The 25880-nt window shown below is 71.5% G+C and carries 24 protein-coding genes and 2 pseudogenes; 14 read left to right on the top strand and 12 right to left on the bottom strand.

Annotation, left to right across the window (positions count from 1 at the left end; translation table 11 throughout):
• Positions 1-180: 180 nt before the first annotated feature.
• The gene (locus tag ACFYZL_RS06105) at positions 181-681 is read right to left on the bottom strand and encodes a hypothetical protein (protein ID WP_384743744.1); all 501 of its coding nucleotides are present in this window, start codon (positions 679-681) and stop codon (positions 181-183) included.
• A gap of 363 nt (positions 682-1044) precedes the next feature.
• On the opposite strand from ACFYZL_RS06105, the gene ACFYZL_RS06100 reads away from it, so the two are divergent.
• On the top strand, positions 1045-1533 hold the full coding sequence (locus ACFYZL_RS06100; protein ID WP_388676487.1) for a hypothetical protein: 489 nt from the start codon (positions 1045-1047) through the stop codon (positions 1531-1533).
• A gap of 24 nt (positions 1534-1557) precedes the next feature.
• Here the strand turns inward: ACFYZL_RS06100 and ACFYZL_RS06095 are convergent, their stop codons facing one another.
• Genes ACFYZL_RS06095 through ACFYZL_RS06080 form a run of 4 tightly spaced genes read right to left on the bottom strand, consistent with a single transcriptional unit; the run spans position 1558 to position 6351 of the window.
• Positions 1558-2559 (bottom strand): GNAT family N-acetyltransferase, encoded by a 1002-nt coding sequence (locus ACFYZL_RS06095; protein WP_388676484.1) that lies wholly within the window; start codon positions 2557-2559, stop codon positions 1558-1560.
• A gap of 10 nt (positions 2560-2569) precedes the next feature.
• Positions 2570-3814 carry an MFS transporter gene (locus ACFYZL_RS06090; RefSeq protein ID WP_388676481.1) on the bottom strand — a complete coding sequence of 415 codons (1245 nt, stop codon included), beginning with the start codon at positions 3812-3814 and terminating at the stop codon, positions 2570-2572.
• Positions 3811-5100: an acetyl-CoA carboxylase biotin carboxylase subunit family protein gene (locus ACFYZL_RS06085; protein WP_384743752.1), complete on the bottom strand. Its 1290-nt coding sequence runs from the start codon at positions 5098-5100 to the stop codon at positions 3811-3813. The genes ACFYZL_RS06090 and ACFYZL_RS06085 overlap by 4 nt, the downstream gene beginning before the upstream one ends.
• Before the next feature lie 3 nt (positions 5101-5103).
• Positions 5104-6351: an ATP-grasp domain-containing protein gene (locus ACFYZL_RS06080; protein WP_388676478.1), complete on the bottom strand. Its 1248-nt coding sequence runs from the start codon at positions 6349-6351 to the stop codon at positions 5104-5106.
• A gap of 217 nt (positions 6352-6568) precedes the next feature.
• Between ACFYZL_RS06080 and ACFYZL_RS06075 the strand changes: the two genes are divergently transcribed.
• Both ACFYZL_RS06075 and ACFYZL_RS06070 read left to right on the top strand, forming a co-directional pair.
• Positions 6569-8017 carry a coproporphyrinogen-III oxidase family protein gene (locus tag ACFYZL_RS06075; protein ID WP_384743755.1) on the top strand — a complete coding sequence of 483 codons (1449 nt, stop codon included), beginning with the start codon at positions 6569-6571 and terminating at the stop codon, positions 8015-8017.
• A complete protein-coding gene (locus tag ACFYZL_RS06070; protein ID WP_388676475.1) occupies positions 8014-9078 on the top strand; it encodes a DUF1152 domain-containing protein in 1065 nt (354 codons plus the stop codon). Before ACFYZL_RS06075 ends, ACFYZL_RS06070 begins: the two co-directional genes overlap by 4 nt.
• Positions 9079-9349: 271 nt before the next feature.
• Here ACFYZL_RS06070 and ACFYZL_RS06065 read toward each other — a convergent pair whose 3' ends face one another.
• Positions 9350-10093 carry an SDR family NAD(P)-dependent oxidoreductase gene (locus ACFYZL_RS06065; RefSeq protein WP_388676472.1) on the bottom strand — a complete coding sequence of 248 codons (744 nt, stop codon included), beginning with the start codon at positions 10091-10093 and terminating at the stop codon, positions 9350-9352.
• A 167-nt stretch (positions 10094-10260) separates the two neighbouring features.
• Positions 10261-10833 (bottom strand): TetR/AcrR family transcriptional regulator, encoded by a 573-nt coding sequence (locus ACFYZL_RS06060; RefSeq protein ID WP_384743759.1) that lies wholly within the window; start codon positions 10831-10833, stop codon positions 10261-10263.
• A gap of 140 nt (positions 10834-10973) precedes the next feature.
• On the opposite strand from ACFYZL_RS06060, the gene ACFYZL_RS06055 reads away from it, so the two are divergent.
• Positions 10974-11765 (top strand): SDR family NAD(P)-dependent oxidoreductase, encoded by a 792-nt coding sequence (locus tag ACFYZL_RS06055; protein WP_388676468.1) that lies wholly within the window; start codon positions 10974-10976, stop codon positions 11763-11765.
• Between the two features lie 345 nt (positions 11766-12110).
• On the opposite strand, the pseudogene ACFYZL_RS06050 reads toward ACFYZL_RS06055, so the two are convergent.
• A pseudogene (locus tag ACFYZL_RS06050) lies at positions 12111-12356 on the bottom strand (NADP oxidoreductase); the annotation flags it as partial.
• A 27-nt stretch (positions 12357-12383) separates the two neighbouring features.
• Between ACFYZL_RS06050 and ACFYZL_RS06045 the strand changes: the two are divergent.
• Positions 12384-12709, top strand: a pseudogene (locus ACFYZL_RS06045) (winged helix-turn-helix transcriptional regulator); the annotation flags it as partial.
• Positions 12710-12743: 34 nt separating this feature from the next.
• On the opposite strand, the gene ACFYZL_RS06040 reads toward ACFYZL_RS06045, so the two are convergent.
• The 3 genes from ACFYZL_RS06040 to ACFYZL_RS06030 form a co-directional block, all read right to left on the bottom strand.
• Positions 12744-13505: a maleylpyruvate isomerase family mycothiol-dependent enzyme gene (locus ACFYZL_RS06040; RefSeq protein WP_388676465.1), complete on the bottom strand. Its 762-nt coding sequence runs from the start codon at positions 13503-13505 to the stop codon at positions 12744-12746.
• Positions 13506-13738: 233 nt separating this feature from the next.
• Positions 13739-14428, bottom strand: coding sequence for a hypothetical protein (locus ACFYZL_RS06035; protein ID WP_388676462.1), 690 nt, complete (start codon positions 14426-14428; stop codon positions 13739-13741).
• 88 nt (positions 14429-14516) lie between these two features.
• Positions 14517-15767, bottom strand: coding sequence for a DUF3533 domain-containing protein (locus tag ACFYZL_RS06030; protein WP_384743766.1), 1251 nt, complete (start codon positions 15765-15767; stop codon positions 14517-14519).
• 385 nt (positions 15768-16152) lie between these two features.
• Between ACFYZL_RS06030 and ACFYZL_RS06025 the strand changes: the two genes are divergently transcribed.
• From ACFYZL_RS06025 to ACFYZL_RS06015, 3 genes are all read left to right on the top strand, one after another.
• Positions 16153-16629, top strand: coding sequence for a hypothetical protein (locus ACFYZL_RS06025; protein WP_388676459.1), 477 nt, complete (start codon positions 16153-16155; stop codon positions 16627-16629).
• Positions 16630-16835: 206 nt separating this feature from the next.
• The gene (locus tag ACFYZL_RS06020; protein WP_388676456.1) at positions 16836-18038 is read left to right on the top strand and encodes an NAD(P)/FAD-dependent oxidoreductase; all 1203 of its coding nucleotides are present in this window, start codon (positions 16836-16838) and stop codon (positions 18036-18038) included.
• A 336-nt stretch (positions 18039-18374) separates the two neighbouring features.
• A complete protein-coding gene (locus ACFYZL_RS06015) occupies positions 18375-18869 on the top strand; it encodes a hypothetical protein (protein WP_388676453.1) in 495 nt (164 codons plus the stop codon).
• 249 nt (positions 18870-19118) lie between these two features.
• Here ACFYZL_RS06015 and ACFYZL_RS06010 read toward each other — a convergent pair whose 3' ends face one another.
• Positions 19119-19652, bottom strand: a complete 534-nt coding sequence (locus tag ACFYZL_RS06010; protein ID WP_384743773.1) for a hypothetical protein — start codon at positions 19650-19652, stop codon at positions 19119-19121.
• 242 nt (positions 19653-19894) lie between these two features.
• Here ACFYZL_RS06010 and ACFYZL_RS06005 point away from each other — a divergent pair, with 242 nt between their 5' ends.
• From ACFYZL_RS06005 to ACFYZL_RS05980, 6 genes are all read left to right on the top strand, one after another.
• On the top strand, positions 19895-21088 hold the full coding sequence (locus tag ACFYZL_RS06005) for a glycoside hydrolase family 64 protein (protein WP_384743774.1): 1194 nt from the start codon (positions 19895-19897) through the stop codon (positions 21086-21088).
• A gap of 454 nt (positions 21089-21542) precedes the next feature.
• Entirely contained in the window at positions 21543-23075 is a 1533-nt protein-coding gene (locus ACFYZL_RS06000) for a sensor histidine kinase (RefSeq protein ID WP_388676450.1), read from the top strand.
• A 6-nt stretch (positions 23076-23081) separates the two neighbouring features.
• The gene (locus tag ACFYZL_RS05995; protein WP_384743777.1) at positions 23082-23486 is read left to right on the top strand and encodes a roadblock/LC7 domain-containing protein; all 405 of its coding nucleotides are present in this window, start codon (positions 23082-23084) and stop codon (positions 23484-23486) included.
• Positions 23483-23842 (top strand): DUF742 domain-containing protein, encoded by a 360-nt coding sequence (locus ACFYZL_RS05990; RefSeq protein WP_384578593.1) that lies wholly within the window; start codon positions 23483-23485, stop codon positions 23840-23842. The genes ACFYZL_RS05995 and ACFYZL_RS05990 overlap by 4 nt, the downstream gene beginning before the upstream one ends.
• Positions 23823-24443: an ATP/GTP-binding protein gene (locus ACFYZL_RS05985; protein ID WP_384743781.1), complete on the top strand. Its 621-nt coding sequence runs from the start codon at positions 23823-23825 to the stop codon at positions 24441-24443. The genes ACFYZL_RS05990 and ACFYZL_RS05985 overlap by 20 nt, the downstream gene beginning before the upstream one ends.
• Positions 24440-25855, top strand: a complete 1416-nt coding sequence (locus ACFYZL_RS05980) for a cytochrome P450 (protein WP_388676445.1) — start codon at positions 24440-24442, stop codon at positions 25853-25855. Before ACFYZL_RS05985 ends, ACFYZL_RS05980 begins: the two co-directional genes overlap by 4 nt.
• Positions 25856-25880: the final 25 nt, after the last annotated feature.

Raw genomic sequence — 25880 nt, 5'->3', positions numbered from 1 at the left:
TCGGAGACAGCACCCGAGCCGAAATCGCCTACGCCCGGTCGCTGGGCAAGCCCGTGCGGTTCACGCACCCCGAAGTCGACCCTGACGCCTGACTGCCCGCTGCCGCCCCGACAACCAGGGCCGGCGGTTGCCGCGCGTGCCGAGGCTCCGCCGGCGGGGTCAGGTGGGCGTCGGGGTCCGTCAGGCGAGGTGGATCGTGAAGCGCCTCACGACCTTGGGGACCGTGGCGATCGTGTCGGAGTGGACCCAGCCGCGAGCCCTCTTGTACTCCCCGGTGCCGCCGGTGATCGCGTTGTCGAACGGACCCTGGTCGAGGTAATTGAAGTACAGTCCCTGGACTGTCAGCTGGCCGCCCGGGAGCACGTAGGTCACGACGCACTGCTCCGCTTCATCGGCGCCGCCCCGGGTGGTGGTGCAGGAGCCGTGGGTCTCGCCGACCTTGTTGTGCGCCTCGTCGAAGAGGTCCGAGCGGACGACGACCTGATCGCCCTGCGAGACGCTGCCGGGGGTGACGGGGAAGCGGGTCAGCTGCTGCACCTCGGCCAGGACCGTGATGGTCCGGCCCTTGTCCCGGGGCTGGGCGGAACCGGTGTCCGTCGCGGCGGCCGCGACGGGGGTGCAGGCGAGGAGGGAGACCAGCGTGGCCGTGCCGAGGCAGGCCGCTTTGACGGGGCGCATCATGCGACTCCTGAGGTTGATGTTCGGGAATGACCGGATGGCGAAGTTCCATCCGATTTCATTCGACTACTTTCATAACCTCGACGTCACCGCGCCGCAGAGACCCCCGGCACGAACCACCGGCACATCCAGCCGGTCGGACCAAAGTCGGGCGGCGAAGCCCGACACGACGGCGAACGGCAGTTCCAGGCGATGCCGGGCCATGAGCTCCTCGCCGAGGACGACCGAGGGTGGCAACGACGGCCTCCCGGCATCTCCGCAGCGGTAGCGCGAGGACGGGGCAGGATCCTGACGCCCGGAGGCAGGGACCACGTCCACAAGGTGAGCGCACTGTGAGGTGCTCAAGTAGACAATCGGAGAAGCGACATGGATCTGCTCCTCGCACCACCGACCGCTGCCGGGCCCGTACACCTGGGAAGTCCGTACGAGGAGGTCCTGGCCGTGCTCCGGCCCTGGGGCGAGCCGCGGATGATCGGCCCCACCTCCCGGCGGGCGCGTCGGATCATGGGCGACTTCGACAGGGTCGGCTACACGGTCTTCTTCGATGCGGAGGACCACACGACGGCCGTGGAACTGTGGTGGCCCGGCGAGGGCCGACAGAGCACCACGCGTGTCCTCCTGGACGAGCACGACCTCTTCTCGGCCCCCGCCGACAGCGTCCTCGCGGAGTTGCGCTTGCGCGGATGGACCGTGGACGCCGAGGACCCGGAGAACGTCTTCGTGCCCGGCGTCTCGCTGGGCTTCACCCGCCGGACCTCCCAGGAAGTACCGCGCGACGGGCAGGGCCTGCCGGTCTCCTTCACCTCGGTCCTCGTCGCGGGCAAGAGCTACTACGACTTCCGCTACGCGCAGTAGAGCAGACGGGCCCTGCTGCGATCGTCAGCGGTCCACCAAGGCGTGCAGCGGGGAGACCGCTGCGCCGCGGAGGCGCTTGGCCTCGATCGTGGTCATGCCCACGTGCAGGGCGGTCGTGCCGTGGGCGTAGGCGTCCTCGATGGGGAGGTAGTACGTGAGATTGAAGTAGAGGTGGGGTGCCGGGTGGGCGCGGTCGAGGGCGACCGCGCGGATCCAGGTGGTGGCGCCGTAGTGGTAGTACAGGCAGAAGCCGATCATGCGGTCGCCGTCGTGGGCGGCGACCACGCGTGCCTCGTCACCCATGGTGGCGGCCTGGCGCTTCAGCAGGGCGGTCATCGCGTCGGTGCCGTCGCGGTCGTGGCCGTGGTCCTGCTGGTGTCCGGCGAGGAGGGCCCCGGCCTCCTCGAAGCAGTCCGCGAGCGGGTGGCGGCGTACGTCGAGCGCGGCCTCGGCGAACGCGCGGCGTTCGCGGCGGACGCTGACGCGGCGCCGCGAGGGCAGGGAGGCGAGGTAGTCGTCGAAGGAGGTCCCGGGGAGCGGGATGAGGGCGTCGTCCTCCAGGTGCTGTGGCGGGGCGGGGTAGAGCGGGGCGAGCAGCTCGGTGGCTTCCGCCGTGAGGTAGGGCCACCAGTGCGTGGTGCCGTGCCGGCCGGCGAACTGCCGTGCGGTGTCCCGGAGGAGGGCGAGGCAGGCGCTGCGGCGGGCGGGGTCGAGGCCGGGGGCGGTCAGGGGGGTGTTGTGGTAGCCGCGGCGCGCGCCGGCGATCACCCGGGGCCGCTGGTGCGGGGGCAGGACGGTCTCGGGCTGGTACCTGTCGTTCGGTTCCTCCCGCACCAGTTGGAGCGGGGTGGCGGCGAGGAGGGTGCCGTCGAGTTCCCGTACGAGTGCGTACGCGCTGGTGGCGGTGGGGTCTTGGGCCTCTCCGGCGAGCCACCGGTGGGAGAGGTAGAGCCCGGCCGGGCGGGCGAGGTGTTCCCACTCCGCGGTGGGGATCTCGTCGAGGGAATCGATGATGCTCGTTTTCAACGGGGGTCCTTCAGAGGTCGCGGTGGTGGTTGGGGGCCTTGAGGGCCGGGGCGGCGCATACGGCGATCAGGCAGACGGCGGCCTCGACGGCCCAGGGGAGGACGGAGCCGGCCTCCAGGAGCAGGGTGAACAGGGCCGGTGCGGCGACCATGCCGAGGGCCCAGGAGAACTGGTAGAGGCCCTGGGTGAAGCCCCCGGCCGCCTGGGGGGTGAGGGTCACCGACAGCTCGCTCAGCGCCGGGCCGAGCAGGATCTCCGCCACGCTGAACAGGACGATCGCCACCATGAGGGCCGTCCAGGCGGTGGCGGCGGCCCCGGTGAGCGCGGGCAGCGCGAACGCCGCCATGCCCACGGTCATGATCAGGTATCCGCCGGAGACGGCGCGGCGGGGCACCTTGGGCGCCAGGTGTGCGGTGATGGCGGTCGCGCAGGCGGAGACGATGACGGTGTTGACGACGAACAGCAGGCTCGCCGCCGACGCCGGGAGGGCCAGGACACGGGTGGTGTAGACGGCGACGAGGACGGACAGGACGGCTTGGGCGAGGACGTAGGGGATGTTGACGGCCACGAGGAGGAGGTAGCGGCGGGTGTGGTCCGCGCTGGTCACGTGGTCGTCGGGTGGTGCGTCGTCGGGCTGCGGCGGGCTGGTGGTGAGGGCGGCGAAGCAGGCGGCGGCCAGCAGGTAGGTCGCGGCGTCGACCGCGATCAGCCAGCGCAGCGAGCCGTCGCCGAACAGCGTCAGGGCGCCGGCCGCCGCGGCCGATCCGACGGCGAGCCCGATGTTGCGCAGCGAGCCGGTGAACGCGAACCAGGAGCGGCGTTCGGCGGCCGGGGTGACGTGCATGATCAGGGTGCGCTGCGCGGTGAAGTACATGTTGATGCCGGCCTGGACGAGCACGTACACGCCGGCGATGTGCCACGCCTCGCGGGCGAGCAGGAAGAGCGCGAATCCGACGGCGGAGAGCACGTTGGCCCACACCACGACGCGTTGGGGGCCGACGCGGTCCATGAGGCGTCCGGCGAGGAACGTGACCGGCAGGGCGAGGGCCTGTCCGACCGTCATGGCCGCCCCGACCTGCGCCAACGGGACGTTCTGGACCTCGGTGAAGTAGAGGAGTCCGAGGGGCAGGAGCATGCCGTTGCCGACCGAGTCGACCAGGTTGCCGGTGATGAAGAGGCCGTGCCCGCGCAGCGTGGGCAGTCCGAGGCGGTCCGCGGTCCTCGGACGGCGGCGGGTGTCCGGGGCCGCGCTCACGGGTTCGGCCTCAGCAGGGCGCCGATCTTCCCCATGACCTCGACCGCGGGGAAGCCGGTGGACTCGTGCAGCTCCGTCAGGGCCTTGACCGTGCGGTCCTCCTCGCCCTCGGCGAGGGTGATCACGACGATGTCGCCCTGGGAGACCCCGTCGATGACCAGGTCGTGGGCGGTGACCAGCCGGACGCGCTGCGCCAGTTCCGTCCGTACGGCAGGGGGGAGCCCGTCCCGGACGAGGAACTCGATCGCCCAGCCGGTCCGCCGGACCGGTCCCCCGGCGAGGGGAAGGCCGAGGGCCATCCGGGCCAGGGAGGTGAACGTGTTGGTGTCGGAGGCGGCGCACGAGAGGGTGGTGGCGCCGCCGATGCGCGGGTTGATCTCCAGGACCACGAACCGACCGTCGGCGTAGATCATGTCGACGTTGACGGAGCCCTGGACCCCGAGGGACTCGCAGAGCCGTACGAGGGTGTGGGCCACGCCGGTGAACGCGGCGTCCGCCTCTGCGCGCGGGCCGCACCAGCGCAGGTCGGCGAAGGTGAAGACCGGTTCCGCCCCGGCGCGTCCGGTCCAGCACAGGGGGAGGACCTGGTAGGAGCCGGGGCGGCCCACGATGTCCACGCTGCACAGGTCGCCTTCGACGACCTGCTCCACCACCGTCGAGACCACGGCCGGCGCCCGGTGCGGGCCGGGGTCGAGGTGGGCGTCTGGGTCGAGGTGGGCGTCGAGGTCGGCGGGGGAGTGCAGGGTGCGGATTCCCACGCTGGTCGACTCCCATACGGGCTTCGACATGAGGGGGTAGCCGATGCGCCCGGCCTGGACGCGCAGGGCGTCGCGGTAGCCGGGTACCGCGAGTCCGCGTCCGGTGAGCAGGTCGGAATCGATGCGGAAGCCGTCGGGTACGTCGAGTCCGGCCCGCCGGCAGAGCTGCTTGGTCTCCCACTTGTCCACCAGCAGCATCGTGGCCGTGAGGGGGCTCATCACCGTCGGGATGCCGGCCTCCTCCAGGAACGCCTTGGCCGTCGCGTCGCGGAGCGCGTTCTCGCAGGGCAGGGAGATCGACACCGCGGCGTCCGCCCCCCAGTCGGCGACGGCGTCGCCAAGTTCGCGCGGGGTCACCCCCCGGTCGAGGCGTTGCCGGTGTCCGGGGAAGTCCTCGTCGCCGGCGGCGCCGCTGGTGTGGAACAGCCCGGATTCGATGCCGTCGGCCGCGAGGGCGCGCACGGCCTGCTGGATGTAGGGGTCGGCCCGCTGGATCCGCACCGACCGCAGGAAGGCGATCTTCCGCACCGGTCAGCCCACTTCCACTCGGGACCGGGCGGCCGCCCGGCCGGCCAGCGCGCGTGCCCGGTCCGCGGTGTGCGCGAGGGCCACCACGTGTCCGATCCGGCAGGCCGAATCGGACGGCTCCGGCACGGTGTCCCCGGGCCTCAGGTGCACCTCGCTGTGGGTGCCGGGCAGGTCGGGGATCTCCACCCGCCGCAGCACCCCGCCGTGCTCGGGCAGCAGGAACCGGATCGACGCCGCGTCCGTACGGGTCGGGGCGGTGTCGGGGACCAGGCCGAGCACGGCCTGGAGCTGGGCCACCGCCTCGTTCACGCCCGTCGCCGCCTCGACGACCTCGCACAGGTTGTCCCCCGGCAGCCGGGCACCCGTCTCGATGACGTACGGGCTCCCCGTGCCCGGGGGGATCTTCACCTCCGTGTGCGCGATGCCGTCGCGGACGCCGACGGCGAGCGCCGCCCGGGCCGCGACGTCCTGGACCGCCCTGACCAGCGGTGCGGGCAGGCCGGAGGGGCAGGTGTGCCCGGTCTCGATGCGGTAGCGGCCCTCGGTGGTGTCCTTCCCGACCACCGGCAGCGGGTGGACCACCCCGCCCGCGACCACCGTGTCGCAGGAGTACTCCCTTCCCGGTATGTACTCCTGGAGCAGGACGCGGGTGTCGAGTTCCAGGCCGTGCGGCCCGGCGTGCGTGAACCGCCGGGCGGCGGCGACCGCTTCGGCGAGCCCGTCGGGGCCGTCGACCACGGACACGCCCCACGAGCCGCCCTGTTCGGCGGGCTTCACCACCAGCGGCCATCCGAGCGCGTCCGCCGCCCGCCGGGCTTCGGCGGCGTCGTGCGCGACGGCCCAGCGGGGGGCGGGGATCCCGGCGGCGGCGAACGCCTCCCCCATGAGGATCTTGTTCCTGGGCGCGTGGGCGAGCCGGGGGTCGTTGCCGGGCAGGCCGAGGCGTTCGGCCAGGAGGGCGGCGAGCGGGGTGAACAGCTCCCAGGCGGGCGCGATCCCGGTGACGGCATGCCGTCGGCAGAAGGCCTCCGTGTCCTCCAGGGCCCGCGGGGTGTCCGTCAGGTCCGTCGCGCACACCCCGGCGAGGGCGGCCCGCAGCCATTGCGGGTAGCCGTCGTGGACGTCCTCGTGGGTGGCCGCGTACAGGCGCACCCCCAGCCGGCCGGCCGCTTCGACGAGGAACCGTCCCGCGTTCCCCATCGGCTCGATCACCAGCACTCCCGGCCCGTGCGGGCCCTCCCCGATCATCATGCCCCCAGCAAAGCCGTGGGGCGGGTGTGACGGCTATGGGCCTGACAGACGAAAACAACTCGCCCCACAGCACGGGCTTTTGGAGCAATTGCCAACGAACTGACCAGTAAGCAAGGGGCATTTGGTGCACCCACCCGATGGAATCGGACACGAGTCCCGTGATCGGATCGCCACGCTAGGCAATCCGCGCCCGCTACCCGTTCCGGGAGGCAATACCGTGACCAGCAGTTTGCACCAGCAGCTCGCCGACCACATCGACCAGGGCGTCATCCCGCCCTACCAGTACTCCTACCCGCCGCGCTCCACCTACCGCCCGCTCACCGAGGGCAAGTGGAGCATCCGCGACGTATGGGCGAGGGATCTCGCCAACTACCAGGTCCCCGAGCTCAACCTGTACCTGCACGTGCCGTTCTGCGACCGCAAATGCGGATTCTGCAACCTCTACACGATCATCAGTACGGACGAGGACGTCTACGACGCCTACACCGACGCGCTCTGTACGCAGATCCGCGATCACGCGGAGATCATCCAGGCCCGGCGGCTGCGCACCATCTACATAGGCGGCGGCACCCCCGCCCTGCTCAAGCCGCGTCACTTCGAGCAGATCTTCGGCACCATCGGCGAGATCTACCCCAACTGGCGCTCCACGGCCGAGGAGGTCGCCGTGGAGGCGACCCCGTCGTCGATCGCGGACGCGCCCCACGAGTTCAAGGCCCTCATCGACATGGGCCTGACCCGGGCGAACGTCGGCATCCAGTCCCTCGTGCCGCGCGAGATCCGGGAGGCCGGCCGCGGCGGCGAGGACGAGGACGTCATCCGGCGCGCCGTGCGCACCGCGCACGAGCTGGGCCTGCCTGACCTCTCCACCGACCTGATCATGGGCTTCGCGGGACAGACCCCCGAGACCTGGCGGCAGAGCGTGGACGAGCTGGCGGCGCTCCAACCCACCACCATCAGCACCTACTTCCTCACCGTGCGGCCGGACGCCTGGTTCTCCAAGACCGGCGCCTACCAGTACATGTGGCAGCCCGAGCTGTACGAGCGCTACGACTACGCCCGCCAGGTCTTCCTCGACCACGGCTACGTCCAGGAGGGCTCGGTCCGCTACAAGAAGCCCGGCCGCGGCGGCTACGCGCAGAAGGTGCTCACCTTCCACGGCGTCCCCCTGCTCGGCCTCGGCGTCGGCGCCCGCTCCTACACCAGCGTGCTCGACTACATGTGCGGCAGCGTGAAGCCCTCGACGGCCGAAGTCGCCGACTACATCAAGCGGGCGAAGGACCACGACCTCGGCCCGGTCACCGGCTTCGAGCTGACCGGCGAGGAGATCGTCCGCAAGCGACTCGTCCTCGACACCTTCGACCTCGACCTCTCCGAGCTCGACCGCTTCGGCTACCAGGAGCACGCCGCCGAGTTCGAGCCCATCCTCGACGCCGCCGAGTCCAACGGGCTCGTCCATCGCCTCGGCCGCCGCGTCCAGCTGACCCCCAAGGGGTTCAAGTACCGTGACGTCCTGTCCTGGATGTTCTACTCCGGTACCGTCAAGGACCTCGACCGCGAGTACTACGAGAACCTGCACGCGGCGAACAAGCGCGCCCAGAAGAACATGGGCGCGACCCCGGTACGCATCACCGGCGTCGACCTGCGCGCCCGCGAGACGGTTTCATGACCGACCTGTACGTCGCGGCGGGCGGCGGCGGGGATCCGGTCGGCACGCTCATCGCCGCCCGGGCCGTCTCCGTCGACCCGGACCCGCCACTGATCGCCACCTACGCGTGGGAGCGCCCGGAGGTGGACCCGACCGCAAGCCCCTTGGGCGAGGAGGACTTCGACGCACTGGCCGACGGGTTCGGCGGGCTCCCGGCGTTCACGGCCGCGACGCGGGCCAGGCCGCCGGCCGGGTCCACCATGCCCGCCCTCGCCGCCGCCCTGCCGGCCCGGCTGCTGCTGCTCGACCCGGCCCGGGGGCTCGCTCCCCTCGCCGGGCGGCTCGCCGCCGCGGCCGCCGCCGCGGGCGGGCGGATCCGCGTCGTCGACATCGGCGGCGACATCCTGACCCACGGCGACGAGCCCACCCTGCGCAGCCCGTTCGGGGACGCCCTCACCCTCGCCGCCTGCCACCTGGCCGGCGTCCCCACCACCGTGCACGTGGCGGGTCCCGGGCTCGACGGGGAGATCGGGGAAGGCACCCTGCTCGACCGCCTCGACGGGGGCTCCTCCCTCGTCCCCGGCCGGGACGCGGCCGCGGCGGCCGCCCGAGCGCTGGCCTGGCACCCCTCCGAGGCCTCCGCGTTGTGGGCCGCCGCCCTCCACGGCGCCCGCGGCACCGTCCGTACCGTCGGCGGCACCCTCCGCCTGACCGCGGCCTCCGCGGGCCTGCACCACCTGACGCTCGCCGAGGCCCTCGGGCACAACCCCGTCGCACGGGCCCTCGTCGCCGAACTCCCGGACACCCTCCAGGAGGCGGCCGACATCTCGCAGCGCGTCACCGGCATCCCCGGGCTGGAGAGCGAGCGCGTCCCCCGGACGGCGCCGCCGCAGGAACCGCCCGCCGGGGGCCTCGCCTCCCTCGACCGGGACGCCGCGATGAAGACCCTGCGCCAGGCCGCCGACGGGGCCGAGCACGTCACCCTCCGCTACGCCGCCCGCACCCTGGGCCTCACCTGGCGGGACATCCCCGCCCTCCGGACCCTCCTCGGCAGCGACACCCCGGTGCTCGCGATCGACTGAGGCGGGCGCTGCCGAGGGGGTGCGCGGTGCGGACGGGCGGCGCGACGGACGGCGCCCGCCGAGCCGACCTCCTCGGCCCGCCCGGGCCCGGGGCGCGCCCTGCGGCAAGGGCAGGACGCCTCGGACGAGTACGGCTGCGTGCGGCACCGGGAATGCCGGTTCTCGCTCTTCCTGGGGGCGTGGCCGGGCCACATGGTGCCCCCGCGCCGCCCGCAGAACCCGCCCGGGTCCTGCGGGCGGATGTGCCGGGCGCCCTTTTGGGCGCGTCGGATCAAAGACGCACTCCCGTCTCGTGGGCCAGCGCCTGCAGCAGGCGGTCCTGGAACACGTGGTCGTGGACTGCCTCATGTGGTTCCTGCCGTTGACGGTGGTACCAGTACCCGCCACTCGTCAGGGCCTGGGGATCGTCGCTCGACGCCAGCCACTCCTGCGTCCGGTGGCCCAGTTCGAGGTCGTCCGGCGCGTTCGGGCCTCCCATTCTCGTCGGCACCCAGCCCGGATCCACGGCGTTGCTCATCACCCCGGAGCGCAGGCGGGCCACCGCGGCGGCGAGAGCCGTGACGAAGAGCTTGCTGTCCGCGTACGACCCCGCGTGTTCGCCGCGCCAGTCGATGCCGGCGAGCGAGGAGTGGGGGTGGCCGCCGAAATGCGAGCCACTGCTCAGGTACACCAGCCGCCGTGGTGCGGGCAGCAGGGCTGTCAGCAGGTACGGCGCGACGATGTTGACGGGCATGACGGCCGGGCCGCTCCATACGCCGGCGTTGTGGATGACCGCGTGGAGGGGCTGTGCGGCGTTCAGCTCCTCGGCGATGCGCCGCACGGCGTCGCGGTCGGCGAAGTCGCCCACCACGATCCCTGCTCCTTGCTCCAACAGGGGGCCGAGGTCGGCCGCGCGTTTCCGGTTGCGGGCGTGCACCACCACCTCGTGTCCCGCCGACAGCAGCGACTGCGCTGCGGCGCGTCCCAAGCCGTCGGCGGAACCGGTCACGAGAATCCGATGGGTCGTGTGGGTCACGGGTCTCCTCATGGCAGGAGCTGCCATTGCGTGCAACGCGGGGCGGGTGTGGTCCGCATCCTGGCATGAGCGGGCCGGACGGCCGTCGCACGCAGCGGGGAGCCGTCGTGTTCCGCCCGAGTGGCCGTGGACCACGACGCGAGCGCGGAGCGCGGACGGCCCCACTTCTACGGGATCTGTGCCTGGGTGAACCTCGTGAGGATCAGCAAGGTGTCGACGAGGTCCTCGGCGGGGGCGCCGGTGGCCAGGCGGCGCAGCTGCTGGCCGAAGACCAGGGCGACGGCCACGCCCGCCAGGCGCTCGGGGTCCGACGCGCCGAGATGGGTCAGGATCCGGGTGGCCAGCAGGTCGTAGGCGGCGAAGCACTCGGCAGCGGCGGAACGCAGCCGTTCGTCCCGGCCGGCCTGGACGTACAGCTCGAACGGTGCGATATGGCGGCTGTCGAAGGCGTTGCCCCCCGCGACCTGCGCCACCACTTCGGCAGCCTGCCCGATGTCGAAGCGCTCGTCGGAGCAGGCGTCGGCGAGCTCCGTGAAGTGCCGGGTCTCCTCGGCCACGAATTGCAGCAGGCTCTCGCGCAGCAGCTCGTGCTGCGTGGCGAAGTGGTAGGTGACGGAGCCGAGTGAGACCCCCGCCTCCTTGGCGATCCGCCGATTGGTGAGGGACGCGATGCCGTCCTGCCCGATGATCCGCAAGACGGCGTCGATGATGCTCTGGCGGGTGTCGGAAGCATGGGGCATGTCGACATTCTGCCGCATCGGCGGCCGCTACCGTCTCTGCGGGGACGGGGAGTTGAGGAGTCCGAGGTGTGGACAGGGCACGGAGCCATCTCTACTGTTCGTTCGAACGAACAACACAGGGCGGCTGCACGGGAGTCATCGTGGACATTTCCGGATCGAACGTTCTGCTCACCGGAGCCACCGGAGGCATCGGAGAGGCCCTGGCGGCGCGCCTGGCGTCCGCGGGAGCACGCCTCACGGTCACCGGGCGCAGGGAAGAGGCTCTCAAGGCCACCGCGGACACCTGCGGTGCTCGTACGGTGGTCGCGGATCTGGCCGTCAGGTCGGACGTCGTCCGGCTTGCCGAGACCTGTGCCGAAGCGGACATCCTCGTCGCGAACGCCGCCCTGCCCGCCAGCGGCGACCTCCTGGAGTACACCGAGGAGCAGCTCGACCGCGCCCTGGACGTCAACCTGCGCGCGCCGGTCCTGCTGTCCCGGCTGCTCGCGGGGCACATGGTGGCCCGCGGCCGCGGCCAGATCGTGCTCGTCGGTTCCATCTCCGGCAAGGCGGCGACCAAGTCGACCTCCCTCTACAACGCCACGAAGTTCGGGCTGCGCGGCTTCGCGCTCGCCCTGCGCCAGGAACTCAGGGGCACGGGGGTGGGGGTGTCCCTCGTCCAGCCCGGCTTCGTCCGCGACGCGGGGATGTTCGCGGCCACGGGCGCCACCCCGCCGAACGGCATCAGGACCGTGACGCCAGGACAGGTCGCCGACGGCGTCGTACGAGCCGTCCGCCGCGACCGGTGCGAGGTCAACGTGGCACCGCTGGAATTGCGGCTGCTCAGTGCCATCGCGGGCCAGTTCCCCGGGTTCGCCGAGCGGATCCAGGCGCGAGCGGACGTCGACGGCTCCGTGCGACAGATCGTCGACGCCCAGCGCTCACACCGCTAGGCCGTCTCTTCCGGATCTTGCCTGGCCCGCGCCGCCCGGCACCGCACCTCGCCGCCTTGGCGGAGCGCCCGAGTACGTCCAGTACAAGGGCGCCCCGCCAAGGCGCCGATGCACGGCACCGGACGACGCGGGCCTGACCGGCAAGATCCGAAAGAGACGACCTAGGCGCCGCTTCGGCCGTGACCCGGTGAGGTCACGGCATCCGGCGCGGCCCCGTTACGCCGGGCGGAGCGCGGCCCCCTCCATCTCCCCCTTCCGCGCCCCGCCCGGCTTCTTTCTCCCGCGGATCCGTCCGCGCCGGCGAACGCCGTTCCCGCCACTCCACGTGAGGATGCCCTGGACGCCTCACGCGCTCTTGGCTCGTGGGCCCGTCGCGTAGGCCAGCGGCGGCGCGATCGCCCGTACGTCCACCTGCTCCGCCACCCACAGCCCGATGAACAGCGCGGCGGTCGCCTCCAACAGTCCAGCGCGGTCCAGCCCGCCCCCGGCCACCGGCTCGCAGCCCATGCCCCGCACCAACTCGCGTGCCGGCGCGAGTGCCGCTTCGTCGTCCCCGCACATCGGAACGGTCAGGGGCTGGCCGTCGAAGACACGTGACGACCCACGCCCACCTCGAACGACTGCCGCGCCCGCCTCGCCTTCGACCTCCTCTCCAACACCTGGAACGCCGTGCTGATCTGGGTCCTGCGGGACGGTCCCAGACGCCCCGGCGAAATGCGCGAGCGCATCGGCGGCATCAGCCCCAAGGTCCTCACCGAGACGCTGCGGCGGCTGGAGTTCAACGGGCTGGTGACACGGAACGCCTATGCCGAAGCGCCGCCCCGCGTCGAGTAAAACTCACCGCTTTGGGGCGAACGTTGCTCGGCCCGATCGACGCATTCGGCGCGTGGGCCTTCGAGCACGGCGATGAGGTCATGGCCGCCCAGGAACGAATGGGCGGGTGAGTTCCCGGCCTGTGACGTCCGCTGCACACGTCGACTAGAAGGCCGAGTGGGTGAACCAGTGGGCGAGCAGGTCCGGGTCACCCACCAGCTGGAAGGCGTGGCTCTCGTGGTCGAGGCGACCGTAGAGGAGCAGGAGCAGCTCCGCCGCCGTTCCCTGGATCGTGGCGTCCGCGGTGCGGGTCTCGACGTGGTCGGCGATCAGCCCGAAGCCGTCGGGGCGAAGGCCGACCAGCCAGTCCACGTCGGCATCCGTACAGCGGAAGCGAATGGTGCGGTCGGGGCCGCGCAGTTCGGCGGTCAGCGGCGCGAAGAGGGATGCGAACGGCAGGTTGGTGAGGAATTCGCCGATGCCGTCCACCGCCAGACCGCGATCGATGTGCGGTGAGAGCCCGAGGGCGAGTTCGGCGTCGGCCCGGTGGACGAGGGTCTCGAAGAGCATGCGGCGAACCCAGAAGCGGGCATGCTGATCGAGTCCCCACGCCCACATCGGTGCGTCCAGGTCGGTCGCGGCGAACACCTCGGCGGCGTTTGCGGCGCTCTCGGCCAACCAGTCCGGATAGCCGTCGGGCTGCTCGGGCAGGCGCAGGTCCACATCGCGGCTGGTCGGCGGCTGCTGAATGCGCCGGCGCAGCAGCTCGGTGAACCAACGGTGCACGTGGCCGGTGTGCTGTGTGAGGTCGGCCAGGGTCCAGCCCGGGCAGGACGGCACCGGGGTGGCGAGGTCGGCCGCCTTGACCGTGGCCACGAATCTGGCGGTTTCGCTCGCCACGGCCGCGCTGTGCTGGGCGGGGTTCATAGCTGATGTCCTTCTTCGACGGCCCCGCTCAGGCATCCCAGGACCAGATGCGCAGCGGAACAGTTTGAGAGTGTCGATAATTCATGTCATTAAGTATTACTCGAAGGTAATCCCCGCGGGTGAGGAAGTCAATCGACCTTGCTGCCGCCCCGGCGGGCCGCCGCCCCAGAGGGTCCCCGCCCCGGTGCGCGCGTCGGCGTGCGGTCCGGTCAGGTGGGACGGGGCGTCGGGTGTCAGCGGGGGTGGTCTGACGGGCCCGGGGTGATGGAAGCGGGGGCGGTCAGGGCCGCGAGTTCGAGGGCCCTCAGGATCGCTCCCCGGTCATCCGGCACGTACTCCTCCGCGGCGGCCGCCGCGTCCAGTACCTCCTGGATCTCCGAGGCCGTGAGGCTGCGCGCCTCGGCCGCGGCGAGCAGGTAGTCTGCCCGATCCCGGGGCAGGCCGCGTTCCGAGGCGATCAGGTCGTTCAGGGCTTCCTCGCGCACGGCGAATCGGCTCATTCCGCAGTCGAGGCCGTCGTCGTCCAACTCCTCGGGGTAGGGCGCGCGGGCCCAGGTGCCCTGCTCGGACCAGTACACGCAGCCCAGCTCCCAGCCCTCCAGCAGTTCCCGCAGGTGCTCGTGCGGGAGCCAGTCCGGCGCCTGCGCCAGCATGTCGATCGCGGGTTCGTGCCATTTCACGGCACTGGACTCGTCCTCGCCGTACAACAGGAACCGGCCTTCTCCCACCTGCTGGAACGTCCACCAGGTGCAGCCGCGGTCGTCGAGGTGCAGACCCTGTCCGTCGATCCACGTGCCGCCCCGGTGGACGCCCCGGGCTTCCGCCCCCGCCGTGGCCTCCAGTACGGCGGCCAGGGCCCAGCGCGCCCACAGCACTTCGGCCGCCGGCAGGTTCTCCGGCCGGCCAGGCCTGTCGATCGCCATTTCCGTCCCCCGGTCCGTTGAGTCCTCGTACGGCGTCCCGCATGATCGCCGAACCGTGATCCTAGGACAGGGCGGGGCGTGTGTCGGTTCAGGCGGGTTGCGGAGTGAGGCGCTTGAGTCCCTTGCGGTCGTAGTAGGCCGTCATGGCGAATCCGAAGAGCAGTGCCAGGAGGACACCGAGCCCGATCATGATCCACGAGCGGGTGAGTCCGGCGTCCCCGCGGGCGTCGAAGTAGAGGATCGCCCGTACGCCGTCGCTGAGCTGCCGCATCGGTTCGAAATGGGAAAGGAACCGGTAGAAATCGGGGACCGCCTGGAGGGGGACGGTGGCGCCCGACGAAGGCAGGCCGAGCACGATGAAGACGAACATGGAGACCAGCTGGCCGATCCCGCCGAAGGCCGCGTTGATGGCCTGGACCCCCAGACCGACCGCGAGCGCCGCGCAGTAGGAGTAGAGCGCCAGGAGCGGCACGTGGGAGGCGTCCATTCCCAGGATCGCGATGCAGGCCAGCATCACCAGGGCGGTGCTGAGGAGTGTGATGCCCGCGGTCATGGCCATCTTCAGCAGAAGTGTCTGGGTGCGGCTGATGGGTACGGTCGGTCGGCGGGTGTGCCAGGGGCCGATCTCGTTGTCGGCGTAGCCGAGGGCGGTGTCGACGCCGTTGCTGATCACGTTGCCGCCCATGAACCCGGCCAGGACCAGCAGCAGGGTGTAGTAGAAGGCCGACAGGCCGAGACCGCTGTGGGTGCCGAGGGGGTGGCCGGACCGCGTGACGACCTCGACCGGATCGGCGAGCAACACCTTGGCCGTGGGGCTCGCCTGGGCGCCCGCGGCCTGCGTGAGCTCGCGGCCGAGGGAGCGCGAGGCGCCGTGCGCCGCCTTGGTGCTGATCTGGCCGGCCAGCGAGGAACCCAGGCTCCCCTTGCCGGGGTTGGTGAGCACGGTCATCGTCGGCCGCCGGGTGGCCGCGGGCGTGGTCAGCGCGGTGGCCGCTTCCGAGAAGCCGGCCGGGATCACCAGAGCGCCGTAGACCTTCCCCGAGTCGAGCTGGTCCTGGGCCTGCGCGCGGGTCAGCACGCGCCAGTCGACCGTGCCGCCCGCGCTGTCGGCCGCGATGGCGGCGGTGATCCGCCCGCCCAGGTCCTGCCCGCCGGTGTCGTCGTCGACGAGTGCGATGGGCAGGTCGCGGAGGTCTCCGTTCGGATTGACGATGCCCCCCATGTAGAGGAGGGAGAGCAGCAGGGCCAGAAGTCCCGTGAGGACGGTGGGAACCATCCAGATCCGAGGGCGTCGCAGCAGGGCCGCGGCGGTGGCTTCTGGGGCGGCGGGCGTGGACATGGGTCTCCGTAGCTTGCCGGTGGGCGGGGGCGGGGGACCGGCGGCGGTCGGCCGCCGACCGGTCGCCCCCGACGGCGGGATCTCGTGGGGGTCGGCCGACGACACCTCAGCATGCCCTGCTCCGCCCCAGGCACCCGCGCCCCGCTCCGCCCGACTCCCCCCGATGCACCAAGGCGCGGCGGACGTCATCCCGTGGTGCCGCGATCTTCCATCTGACGCAACCGCGCGGGGCGGGGTGCCGGCCGGTCCGGCCGCCGCGCTCAAGTGGCCCGTGTGGGGGAGCGGTTGCGAGGACCCGAACGAAGCCATAGGTTTTGAGCGTGTTCAAATATGGGTGTGCGGCTCCAGGCCGGACGCTCGAACCCTGGGGGTGAGCTCTGTGAACGTGCGTGCATGGCGTGCGATGGTTCTCGCGGCGACCGGTGTGGCGCTGACCGCGTCCTGTGGGTACGCCGCGGCGATCCACTCGGCGGAAATTCCGCAGGAGGAATTGGCAGGGACGTGGACCAGCTTCGCCGGGACGTCCCTGACCTTCACCGAGGATCACACCTTCACCGGAACGGGTTTCGAGAACGTCGAGGCGATGGCTCGTTGCGCCCACCCCCAGACGCTGTCCACCGGCCGCTGGGCCTTCCATGCCGGCCCCAAGGGCGACGGTCTCACCGTCCCGGACGAGACCGCCACACGTGGTCATGACCTCCAGTTGTCCTTCCCCGATGACCCGACGTGCAAGGTGTGGGTCTACCTCTACGGATACCTGGGCGATACGGCGGACCCCAGCATGTGCCCCACGAAGGACCCGGACGCGGGCTGCCCCCCGGACGGCTATCTGAAGAGGGACGAGTCCGCTCCCCGCGCGTAACCGCACGGGCGTGGCTCACCGGTCGCTGCGGTACGGGCGGTCCCGGTGGGATCCCAGTTCGCGCAGGACGGCGCCGAGTTCGGCACTCCGTTCGCAGGAGCCGGCGCGGGCCACGCCCCCACGCCTGTCACAGGGACCGGACCGCCGGTGTCCTGTGCCCGGCAGCCAATCGAAGCAGCACATTTTCCTCACAAAGGAGAGCCCGGATGTCGCAGTACACCGAGGTGGTCGTGATCGGCGGCGGATACGCCGGAGTCATGGCCGCCAACCGTCTGACGCAGCGCGGCGATGTGGCGGTCACCCTGGTCAACCCGCGCCGGACCTTCGTCGAGCGGATCCGCCTGCACCAGCTGGCGGCCGGCTTCGACGACGCCGTCGTCGAGTACGACGATGTCCTGGCCGAAGGTGTTCGGCTGCTGGTCGACACCGTGACCCGGATCGACGCCCCCGGGCGCAGCCTGACCCTGACGTCGGGCGCCACGGTCGGCTACGACTACCTGATCTACGCGGTCGGCAGTGGCAGCGCCGCCCCGCAGGTCCCCGGGGCAGCCGAGTTCGCCTACCCGATCGCCACCTTCGAGGAGGCGCAGCGCCTGCGGGAGGAACTTGACGCCCATCCCGCGCGAGCTGCGGTGACGGTGGTCGGCGGCGGTCCGACCGGCATCGAGATCGCCGCCGAACTGGCCGAGGCAGGCCGTGCCGTGACCCTCCTCTGCGGAGGGGAACTCGGCCCGTACCTGCACCTCCGCGGCCGGCGCTCGGCGGCCGCGCACCTGGCGAAGCTGGGCGTGACCGTTCTCGAAGGCCCGGACACGCGGGTGACGGCGGTGACCGGCGATGCCGTACGCCTCGCCGACGGTCGCGAGCTGCCCAGCGAGGTGACCATCTGGAGCACCGGCTTCGCAGTCCCGGACCTGGCCGCGCGCAGCGGGCTGACCACCGACGCCCTGGGCCGCCTTCTCACGGACGAAACCCTCACCAGCGTGGACGACGTACGCATCATCGCGGCCGGTGACTCGGCCGCTCCCTCGGGCCTGCCGCTGCGGATGAGCTGCCAGGCCGCCGAGCCGCTGGGCGCCCAGGCGGCCGACACGGTGCTCCACCGGATCGCGGGCGAGCGGCCCGGCACTCTGAGCGTGGGATTCGGCGGCCAGTGCATGAGCCTGGGACGTCGTGTCGGCCTCTTCCAGTTCGCGGAGAAGGACGACACCGCGAAGAAGCTCCACCTCGGCGGACGCACCGCGGCGAAGCTGAAGGAGTTCGTGTGCAAGCACACCGTCAAGCAGCTGGCGAACGAGGCGCGCAAGCCCGGTTCGCTCACGTGGGCCAAGGACGACTCGCGCCGGCAGCTGCTGGAGGCCCAGCGCCGCGCAACACCGGCCACCGCCGGACACGTGCCCGCAGTCTGACGAACAGCCCCACGAAGAGGACGACGGCACGAGCGCTCCCGCCGGCCCCCAACCCGAGCCCGGCCAGGGCGGCGGGCGCGCCGGCCGACCACGAGCCGGTCACGGCGGGCCCGAGCCGGATCCCGGGCGGCGTCGAAGCCCGTCGATCCCGAGAGGTCACAGAGGGTCCTGACTCCGCGCACACACCCACGCGCAGACACCCTGGTCCTCCGTCCGGGTCGACACCCCGGACCCGGTCGGAGACCATGGACTGGTTGCTTCCGGTCAACGCCGAGCCGATCCGGACGCCACGGGCCACGAGCCCTTCCCCCAGGACCCCTGTCGAGGAGTGCCACCATGCGCCGACGCGCACGCACCTCCGCCGCCCTGATCGCGCTGAGCGTCGCGGCGCTCACCGCTCCGCCGACGGCGGCGTACGCCGCCCAGCCCTCCGCCGCACCCGCTGCACCCACTGCGACCTGCACCGTGTCCGCCGCCGACGCGGCGGACCGGGTCACCGTCGCGGGCCAGGGGTTCGCACAGGGGAGGGCCGCACTGTCCTCGCCGCGCGGAGGCACGACCTCCTTCAACGTGCCGGACGGCGGCGCCTTCCAGATCGGGAGCAAGCCCGACGACAGGTACGCGGTCACCCAAGGCGGCCGCACCACCGTGTGCACGGGAGGAATGAAGGCGGCCACCACCCCGGGTACCACCTACAAGGCCGGCCTCATCGCGGGTTGGGACGCCGTCCGCGCCAACTGCGGCGCCAGGCCTCCTGCTTCGGCCGACAAGCCGTTCTCGGACGGCTGGAACAAGGGCGCGTCCGTGGCCGAGGACGTCTTCTGCGGATGAACGGGTACGTCCTGTCGGCTCATACGAGCCGCGCCCGTGACAGAGAACAACGACGGGCCCTGTCCGGGGACACCGTGCACAGCCTGCGCTTCGACGACCGGGACGTCCTGCGCATGATCGGCCCGAGACCGCGATCACCGCAGAACAGGTCCGTGCCCCGGTGGCGCCGGAGCTGATCGGGGCTCCGAGGCCGGGTCGTGTCCTTCGGATCGGACGGGGATCGTCCGGCACTGCGCCCAAAGCACCACTTCAGTCGGGGAAGGAGAAGTAGAGCGCCTCGCTGTAGAAGGAGGCGAAGTGGTTCTGCCAGTCGGCTCGGACCGAGGCCAGCCACTCGTCGTCCTCGGCGGCGATCGCGGCCTCGGCCTTGGCGACGGCGGCGGGGATGTCCTCGGACACCAGGCGCCGCACCCTCTCCACCGGATCGTCGCCCGACATCGAGACGATCTCCCCGGTCTCGAGGACGAAGTACTCCGCCTGCTGCTTCTCGAGGTGGGCTGTGGTCCTGGCCACGCATTCGGCGAACTCGGCGTCGTGCTCCAGTCCCTTGCCGACCGCGTGCAGGAGGTCGAGGAGCAGGGCGGCCCCGCTGACGTAGTCCGCGGCGACGCCGATCGGCGGATTCCAGATCATGGACGGGACGATCCTCGTTCCGCGCCCCACCATGATCTTGTGTGCGAGCGGGATGTCCCAGTTGTGCTCGGAGACGCATCGGACCCGCTTGGGGATCCCTGCCTCGTTCGGCATCGAGTCTGCGGAGTAGAGGTATGAACGGTTTGCCATGCCGGCGACGCTAACACCGGGGACCGACAAGGCCGGCGCCGCGGGGACTCCCGACGCATCGTCAAAACCGCGGCAACCCGTCGCGGAGCAAACCGGCAGGCTGCTCATGAGCCGCTGAGGTCGTGTCAAGAGTATTGACAGAAGTTGAACACAATCGGACGCTGAGAGCGCTCTCACGCTTCAATTCATCGATCCCTGCCGTCGCCCCCCATTTCCCACCGGCAGGCCCCCACACAAGGAGGATGAGAGTGTCCCGCTTGTCGAAAGCGCTGGTGTTCGCCGTCTCGGCGCTGTCCGTCGGTGCCGGTGTGCTGTGCTTCGGTCCGCCGCCATCCGCCGAGGCCGTCCCGGCGACCATCCCGCTCACCATCAAGAACAACTCCGGACGCAACGAGCCCGTCTACATCTACAACCTGGGCACCCTGCTCGCGACGGGCAGGCAGGGCTGGGCCGACGCGAACGGAACGTTCCACCCCTGGCCCGCCGGAGGCAATCCACCCACTCCCGCACCCGACGCCGCGATCGCCGGCCCGGCCAACGGGCAGACCAAGACGATCCGGATGCCCAGGTTCTCCGGGCGCGTCTACTTCTCGATCGGGCAGAAGCTCGTCTTCAAGCTCACCAGTGGCGGCCTGGTGCAGCCCGCCGTGCAGAACCCCTCGGACCCCAACCACGACATCCTGTTCAACTGGTCCGAGTACACCCTGGGTGACGGCGGCCTGTGGATCAACAGCACGCAGGTCGACATGTTCTCCGCCCCGTACGCGGTGGGCGCGAAAGCGCCGGGCGGCACCGTCAAGAGCGTCGGCCGGCTCAAGGCCGGCGGCTACAACGCCGTCTTCGGCGGGCTGCGTTCGGCCGGCTGGGGCGGCCTGGTCCAGAACCGCCCGGACGGCACCCCCCTGCGCGCGCTCTCGCCCGGCCACGGCGTCGAGGCGGGCGGGATACCTGCCGGCGCGATGAACGACTACATCGACCGCGTCTGGAACAAGTACGGCTCCTCCACCCTCACGGTGACGCCGTTCGCGAACGAACCGAACACCAAGTACTACGGGCGCGTCTCGGGCAACGTCATGAACTTCACCAACGCCTCGGGAGCGGTGGTCACCAGCTTCCAGAAGCCCGACTCGGACAGCGTCTTCGGCTGCTACAAGCTCCTGGACGCCCCCAACGACACCGTCCGCGGCCCGATCTCCCGCACCCTGTGCGCGGGCTACAACCGCTCGACGCTCCTGACCAACGCCAACCAACCCGACGCCGACGGCGCCGGCTTCTACCGCGACGCCGTCACCAACCACTACTCCCGCCTCATCCACGCCCAGATGGCGGACGGCAAGGCGTACGGCTTCGCCTTCGACGACGTGGGCGCCCACGAGTCGCTGGTCCACGAAGCCGACCCGCAGGAGGCCTTCATGACGCTTGAGCCGTTCAACTGACGGCTGTCCCGCAGCGGCTCGCCGCCGTCTGACGCGCCGTCGCGGTGGGCGGGCATGCGCCGTCAAGGGGCCTGCCCGCCTGCGTCACCTCCTTGGCGGGGCCCTCGGCCGAATCGCGTTGCGGATGCGCCCTGCCACGCGCCGTTGACAGGGCGTAGCGCATTTCCGTCCGGGGCGCCACCTCGCGACTGGGCGGTGCGGCCCGTGTCGGCGGGGGTTCAGGGGGCGCAGGCCCGTGCCGCCAATGAGGCGACGGGCCGCCGACCTCCCCTTATGTCGCCCGCCGCCGAGAACCTCCGGGCGCAGCGGCCGAAAGTCGTCGATGGAGATGGCGCGTAGCGGTTCCTTCGGTCCGATGAACTCCGACGAAAGCGTCCGTGCGGACAGTTGGGCGTAGTTATGCTCCCGCCCACCGGTCAGAAGGTGACCCTTTTCCGATAATTCGAGGACGCCGATGGAGCATAGAGACATTCCACCCGAAACGGTCCACCCGGAGGTGGGAGCGAGCCCGGCGCTGCCCGCGATCGCCTCCCTGGCCGCCGTCTGCCTGGTCGGGGCGCTTGTTTCCTCCTCCGAGCCGGTCGGCACCATCCTGATCGCCACCGGCGCGCTGTGCGGCGCCGCGGTGTTCGTGGAAGCCTTACGGCGCGGCCGCGCACTCGCCGCCCGCGGCGCCCAGATCGCCGAACTCCGGCACACCTTGGCCCGCCAGGAGACCGAGGCGACCCGCCTGTCCGCCGTCGTACTCCCCGAGGCCATCGAGCGACTGCGCCGGGGCGAGGTGGCCGAGGAGGTGCTCACCTCCCTGGGAGGCCGCGCCGGCCACGGCAACCGCTGGGGCAACGACGCCGCCCTCACCCCCCGCTTCAGGGCCGCCCTCCAGGCCGTACTGGCCCACGTCGTCGACGCCGTCGACAACGAGGAGAGCCTGCGCGACTCGGCGCAGCGGGCCTTCGTGAACGTCGCCCGCCGCGTGCAGGCGATCGTCCACCAACAGGCCCACGAGATGCGCGAGATGGAAGACCGGCACGGCCGCAACCCGGACGTGTTCGGCGACCTCCTGCGGCTCGACCACGGCACCGCCCTCATCGGCAGGCTCGCCGACTCCATCTCGGTCCTCGGTGGTGCGCGCCCCGGCCGCCAGTGGAGCAGGGCCGTCACCCTCTACAGCGTGATGCGCGGCGCGATGTCGCGGATCATCGACTACCAACGCGTGGAACTCCACTCGGTCACCGAGGTCGCCGTCCTCGGCCCGGTCGTCGAACCGCTGATCCACACCCTCGCGGAGCTGCTGGACAACGCCACCCGCTACTCCCCGCCGCACACCCGGGTCCACCTCACCGCCGTCGAGGTGCAGTCGGGCATCGCCGTGGAGATCGAGGACGGCGGCCTCAGCATGAGCGAGGAAGCCCGGGCGCGCGCCGAGAAGATGCTCGCGCAGGCACAGTCCGGCATCGACCTCAACGACCTGGGCGAGACGCCGCGGCTGGGTCTGGCCGTGGTCGGCCGCCTGGCACAGGCGTACGGGTTCCAGGTGTCGCTGCGCTCCTCCGCGTACGGCGGCGTCCGCGCCGTGGTCATCGTGCCGCAGCACCTGATCACCACCGCGTCCGCGGCGACCGGCCTCGCCCACGGCATCGGCTCCTCCTCCGGGCCCAGGGCGGTGTCCGCCACACCGCGCCAACACCCCGTCGACGCCACGTCGGCCGTCGTGTCCGTGCCCCGGCCCGCGCCGGCTCCGGCACCCGGGCCGGTGCCCGCCGCCGGCGGACCGACCACCGAACGTACGGCGACCGGCCTGCCGCAGCGGCGCCGGAAGGACCGTGTCACCACCTCCGACGTCCGGCCGGCCGCGAGGCCGCAGCCGGCGGACGACAACGGCCCCGGAATGTGGCTGGAGGCGTTTCACAGCGGCCTGTCTGGTGAGCCCGGCAAGGACGCGCCGGGCGCCCAGGACGCGTCGGGTTCAGCGACCAAAGGGGCGTAAACAGTGATGACTCAGCGAAGCAGCATGGACTGGATGCTCAAGGACCTGGCCGCCGGAGTGCCGCAGACGCGGCACGTGATCGTACTGTCCGCGGACGGGCTCTGCGTGGCGCAGTACGGGGCCGAGACGGACACGGCCGACCGCCTGGCGGCCGCCTGCGCGGGCCTGCAGAGCCTCGCCGGAGCGGTCGCCGCCGAACTGCCGAACTCCGAGGGCCGAATGAGGCTGGTCGTGATCGAGATGGACGGCGGGTTCTTCTATCTCATGGCCGCCGGAGACGGCTCCTACCTCGCGGTCCTCGCCGACGAGGGTGTCGACGCGGGTTTGATGGGCGCGCAGATGCGCAACCTGGTGACCCGAATGGGGGACCACCTGAGCAGCCCGCCGCGGCATGACGGGCAGCCCGCGTGAAAGAGCCGCCCGCAAGCTGGGAGGAGAGCAGTCCCGAACGGCTGTACGTCATCACCGGCGGACGCAGCGGACCCTCCACCTCCGTCCGGCTGGAGCTCGTGACCCTGGTGGTGGCCAAAGGGCCTCCCCGGCCCGAGATGCAACCCGAGCAGGCCTCCATCCTGCGGATGTGCCAGTCACCGCTGTCGGTGGCCGAGATCGCCGCGTACGTGCGCCTGCCCGTGAGCGTGGTCACCGTACTGGTCGGAGACCTGGTGGCCGCCCAACGCGTGCACGTCCGCCCGCCGGTTCCCGCCGCGCAGCTACCCGACCTTGCTCTGATCGAGGCAGTGATAGATGGACTTCAGAAGCTCTGACCCGCCCGCCGGGCCGCGCGAGGCGGACGCACTGCCGCAGACGGCCGCGGCGGCCGTGAAGGTCGTCATCGTGGGCGGCTTCGGCGTGGGCAAGACGACGATGGTCGGTGCGGTCAGCGAGATCAAGCCGCTGACCACCGAGGAGACGATGACCAGGGCCGGCGTCGGCGTCGACGACACCTGGGGCGTCGCCCGCAAGATCACCACCACCGTGGCCATGGACTTCGGCCGCATCAGCATCAACGACGAACTCGTGCTGTACCTGTTCGGGACACCCGGCCAGGAGCGCTTCTGGTTCCTGTGGCGCGGGCTGTTCGAAGGCGCGCTCGGAGCCGTCGTACTCCTCGACACCCGTCGGCTGGAGATCAGCTTCGACGTCATCGGACGGCTGGAGGAGCGCGGCGTCCCCTTCGTCGTGGCCGTCAACTCCTTCCCCGGGGCCCCCGAGCATCCGCTGGAGGAGCTGCGCGAGGCCCTCGATCTGCCGCCCGCCGTCCCGATCCTCGTCTGCGACGCCAGAAGGCGGGAATCGTCCCGCGACGTACTGCTGACCCTCATGCGCTACCTGCACTCCCAGGCAGCCACCCAGGAGGCAATGTGAGCACCACCCCCACCCCACCGCCCGAGTGCCCCGCCCACGCCGCGGCGACCGCCGGCGGCCTGCACCGCCTGCACGGAGCGGAAGCCCAGGCGGATCCCCTCGCCCTGTACGAGAAGCTGCGGGCCGAACACGGCCCGGTGGCCCCGGTCCTGGTGAGCGGCGACCTTCCGGCCTGGCTGGTCCTCGGCCACCGGGAGAACCTGGACGTCGCCCGCACGTCGTCGCGCTTCGCGCGCGACCCCCGCGGCTGGCGCGACCTGAGAGAGGGCCGGGTGCCGGCCGACACCCCGCTCGGCCCCATGGTCTCCTGGGTGCCGGTGTGCAACTTCACCGACGGCCCGGTCCACGAACGGCTCCGCGGGGCCGTGGTGGAGTCACTGGAACGCTTCGACAAGCGCGGCATCCGCCGCTACGTGACCCGCTTCGCCAACCAACTCGTCGACCGGATCGCGGCCGAGGGGTACGCCGACCTGGTGTCCGCCTTCTCCGACCAGCTCCCCATGCTGGTCATGACGCAGCTCATCGGGGCACCCGACGAACACGGCCCGCTCCTGGTCAACGCGGCGCGGGACATGCTCCAGGGGACGGAGACGGCCCTCCAGAGCGATCGCTACGTCACCACCACGCTGCAGAACCTGGTCGTGGAGCGCAAGGCCAAGCCGGCCCGCGACCTCGCCTCCTGGCTGATCGAGCACCCGGCGGACCTCACCGACACCGAAGTGCTCATGCACCTGCGCGTCGTGCTGATCGCGGCCTACGAGACCACCGCCAACCTGATCGCCAACACGCTGCGCACCGTACTGACCGACCCGCGGTTCCGGGCGAGCCTCTCCGGCGGCCACATGACCCTGCCGGACGCCCTGGAGCAGGTCCTCTGGGACGACCCGCCGATCAACACGATCATCGGTCGCTGGGCCACCGGGGACACCGTGCTCGGCGGTCAGCAGGTGAAGGCCGGGGACATGATCCTGCTCGGCCTGGCCGCGGGCAACGCCGATCCGCAGATCCGGCCGGATCCGGCCGTGTCCGTCCACGGCAACCGCTCCCACCTGGCCTTCAGCAGCGGCCCGCACGAGTGCCCGGGGCAGGACATCGGGCGCGCCATCGCGGACACCGGCATCGAGGTCCTGCTGGACCGGCTGCCCGACCTTCAGCTCGCGGTCGACGCGAGCGAACTCCGGTGGCGGGGAACCCTGATGTCGCGTCACCTGCAGTCGCTGCCGGTCCGGTTCGCCCCGCGCACGGTGGCCACCCCGGCTCCGCAGCTCGCGATGGAGCAGCCGGCGGGCCACCCCGTCCACCCGGTGATCCCGCCGCAGCCGACGGCGCCGCCCGCGGTCGCCGTCGCCGGGGGCCGCCGTCGCCGTGGGGTCAGCTGGTGGCGCCGGCTGTTCGGCCGCCGCGGAGCCTGACCCGCGTACCGAGGGCCCCGGCCGA

The sequence above is a fragment of the Streptomyces sp. NPDC001717 genome, assembly GCF_042892775.1.
Lineage (GTDB): Bacteria > Actinomycetota > Actinomycetes > Streptomycetales > Streptomycetaceae > Streptomyces.
This window is presented reverse-complemented; position numbering and strand designations above follow the sequence as displayed.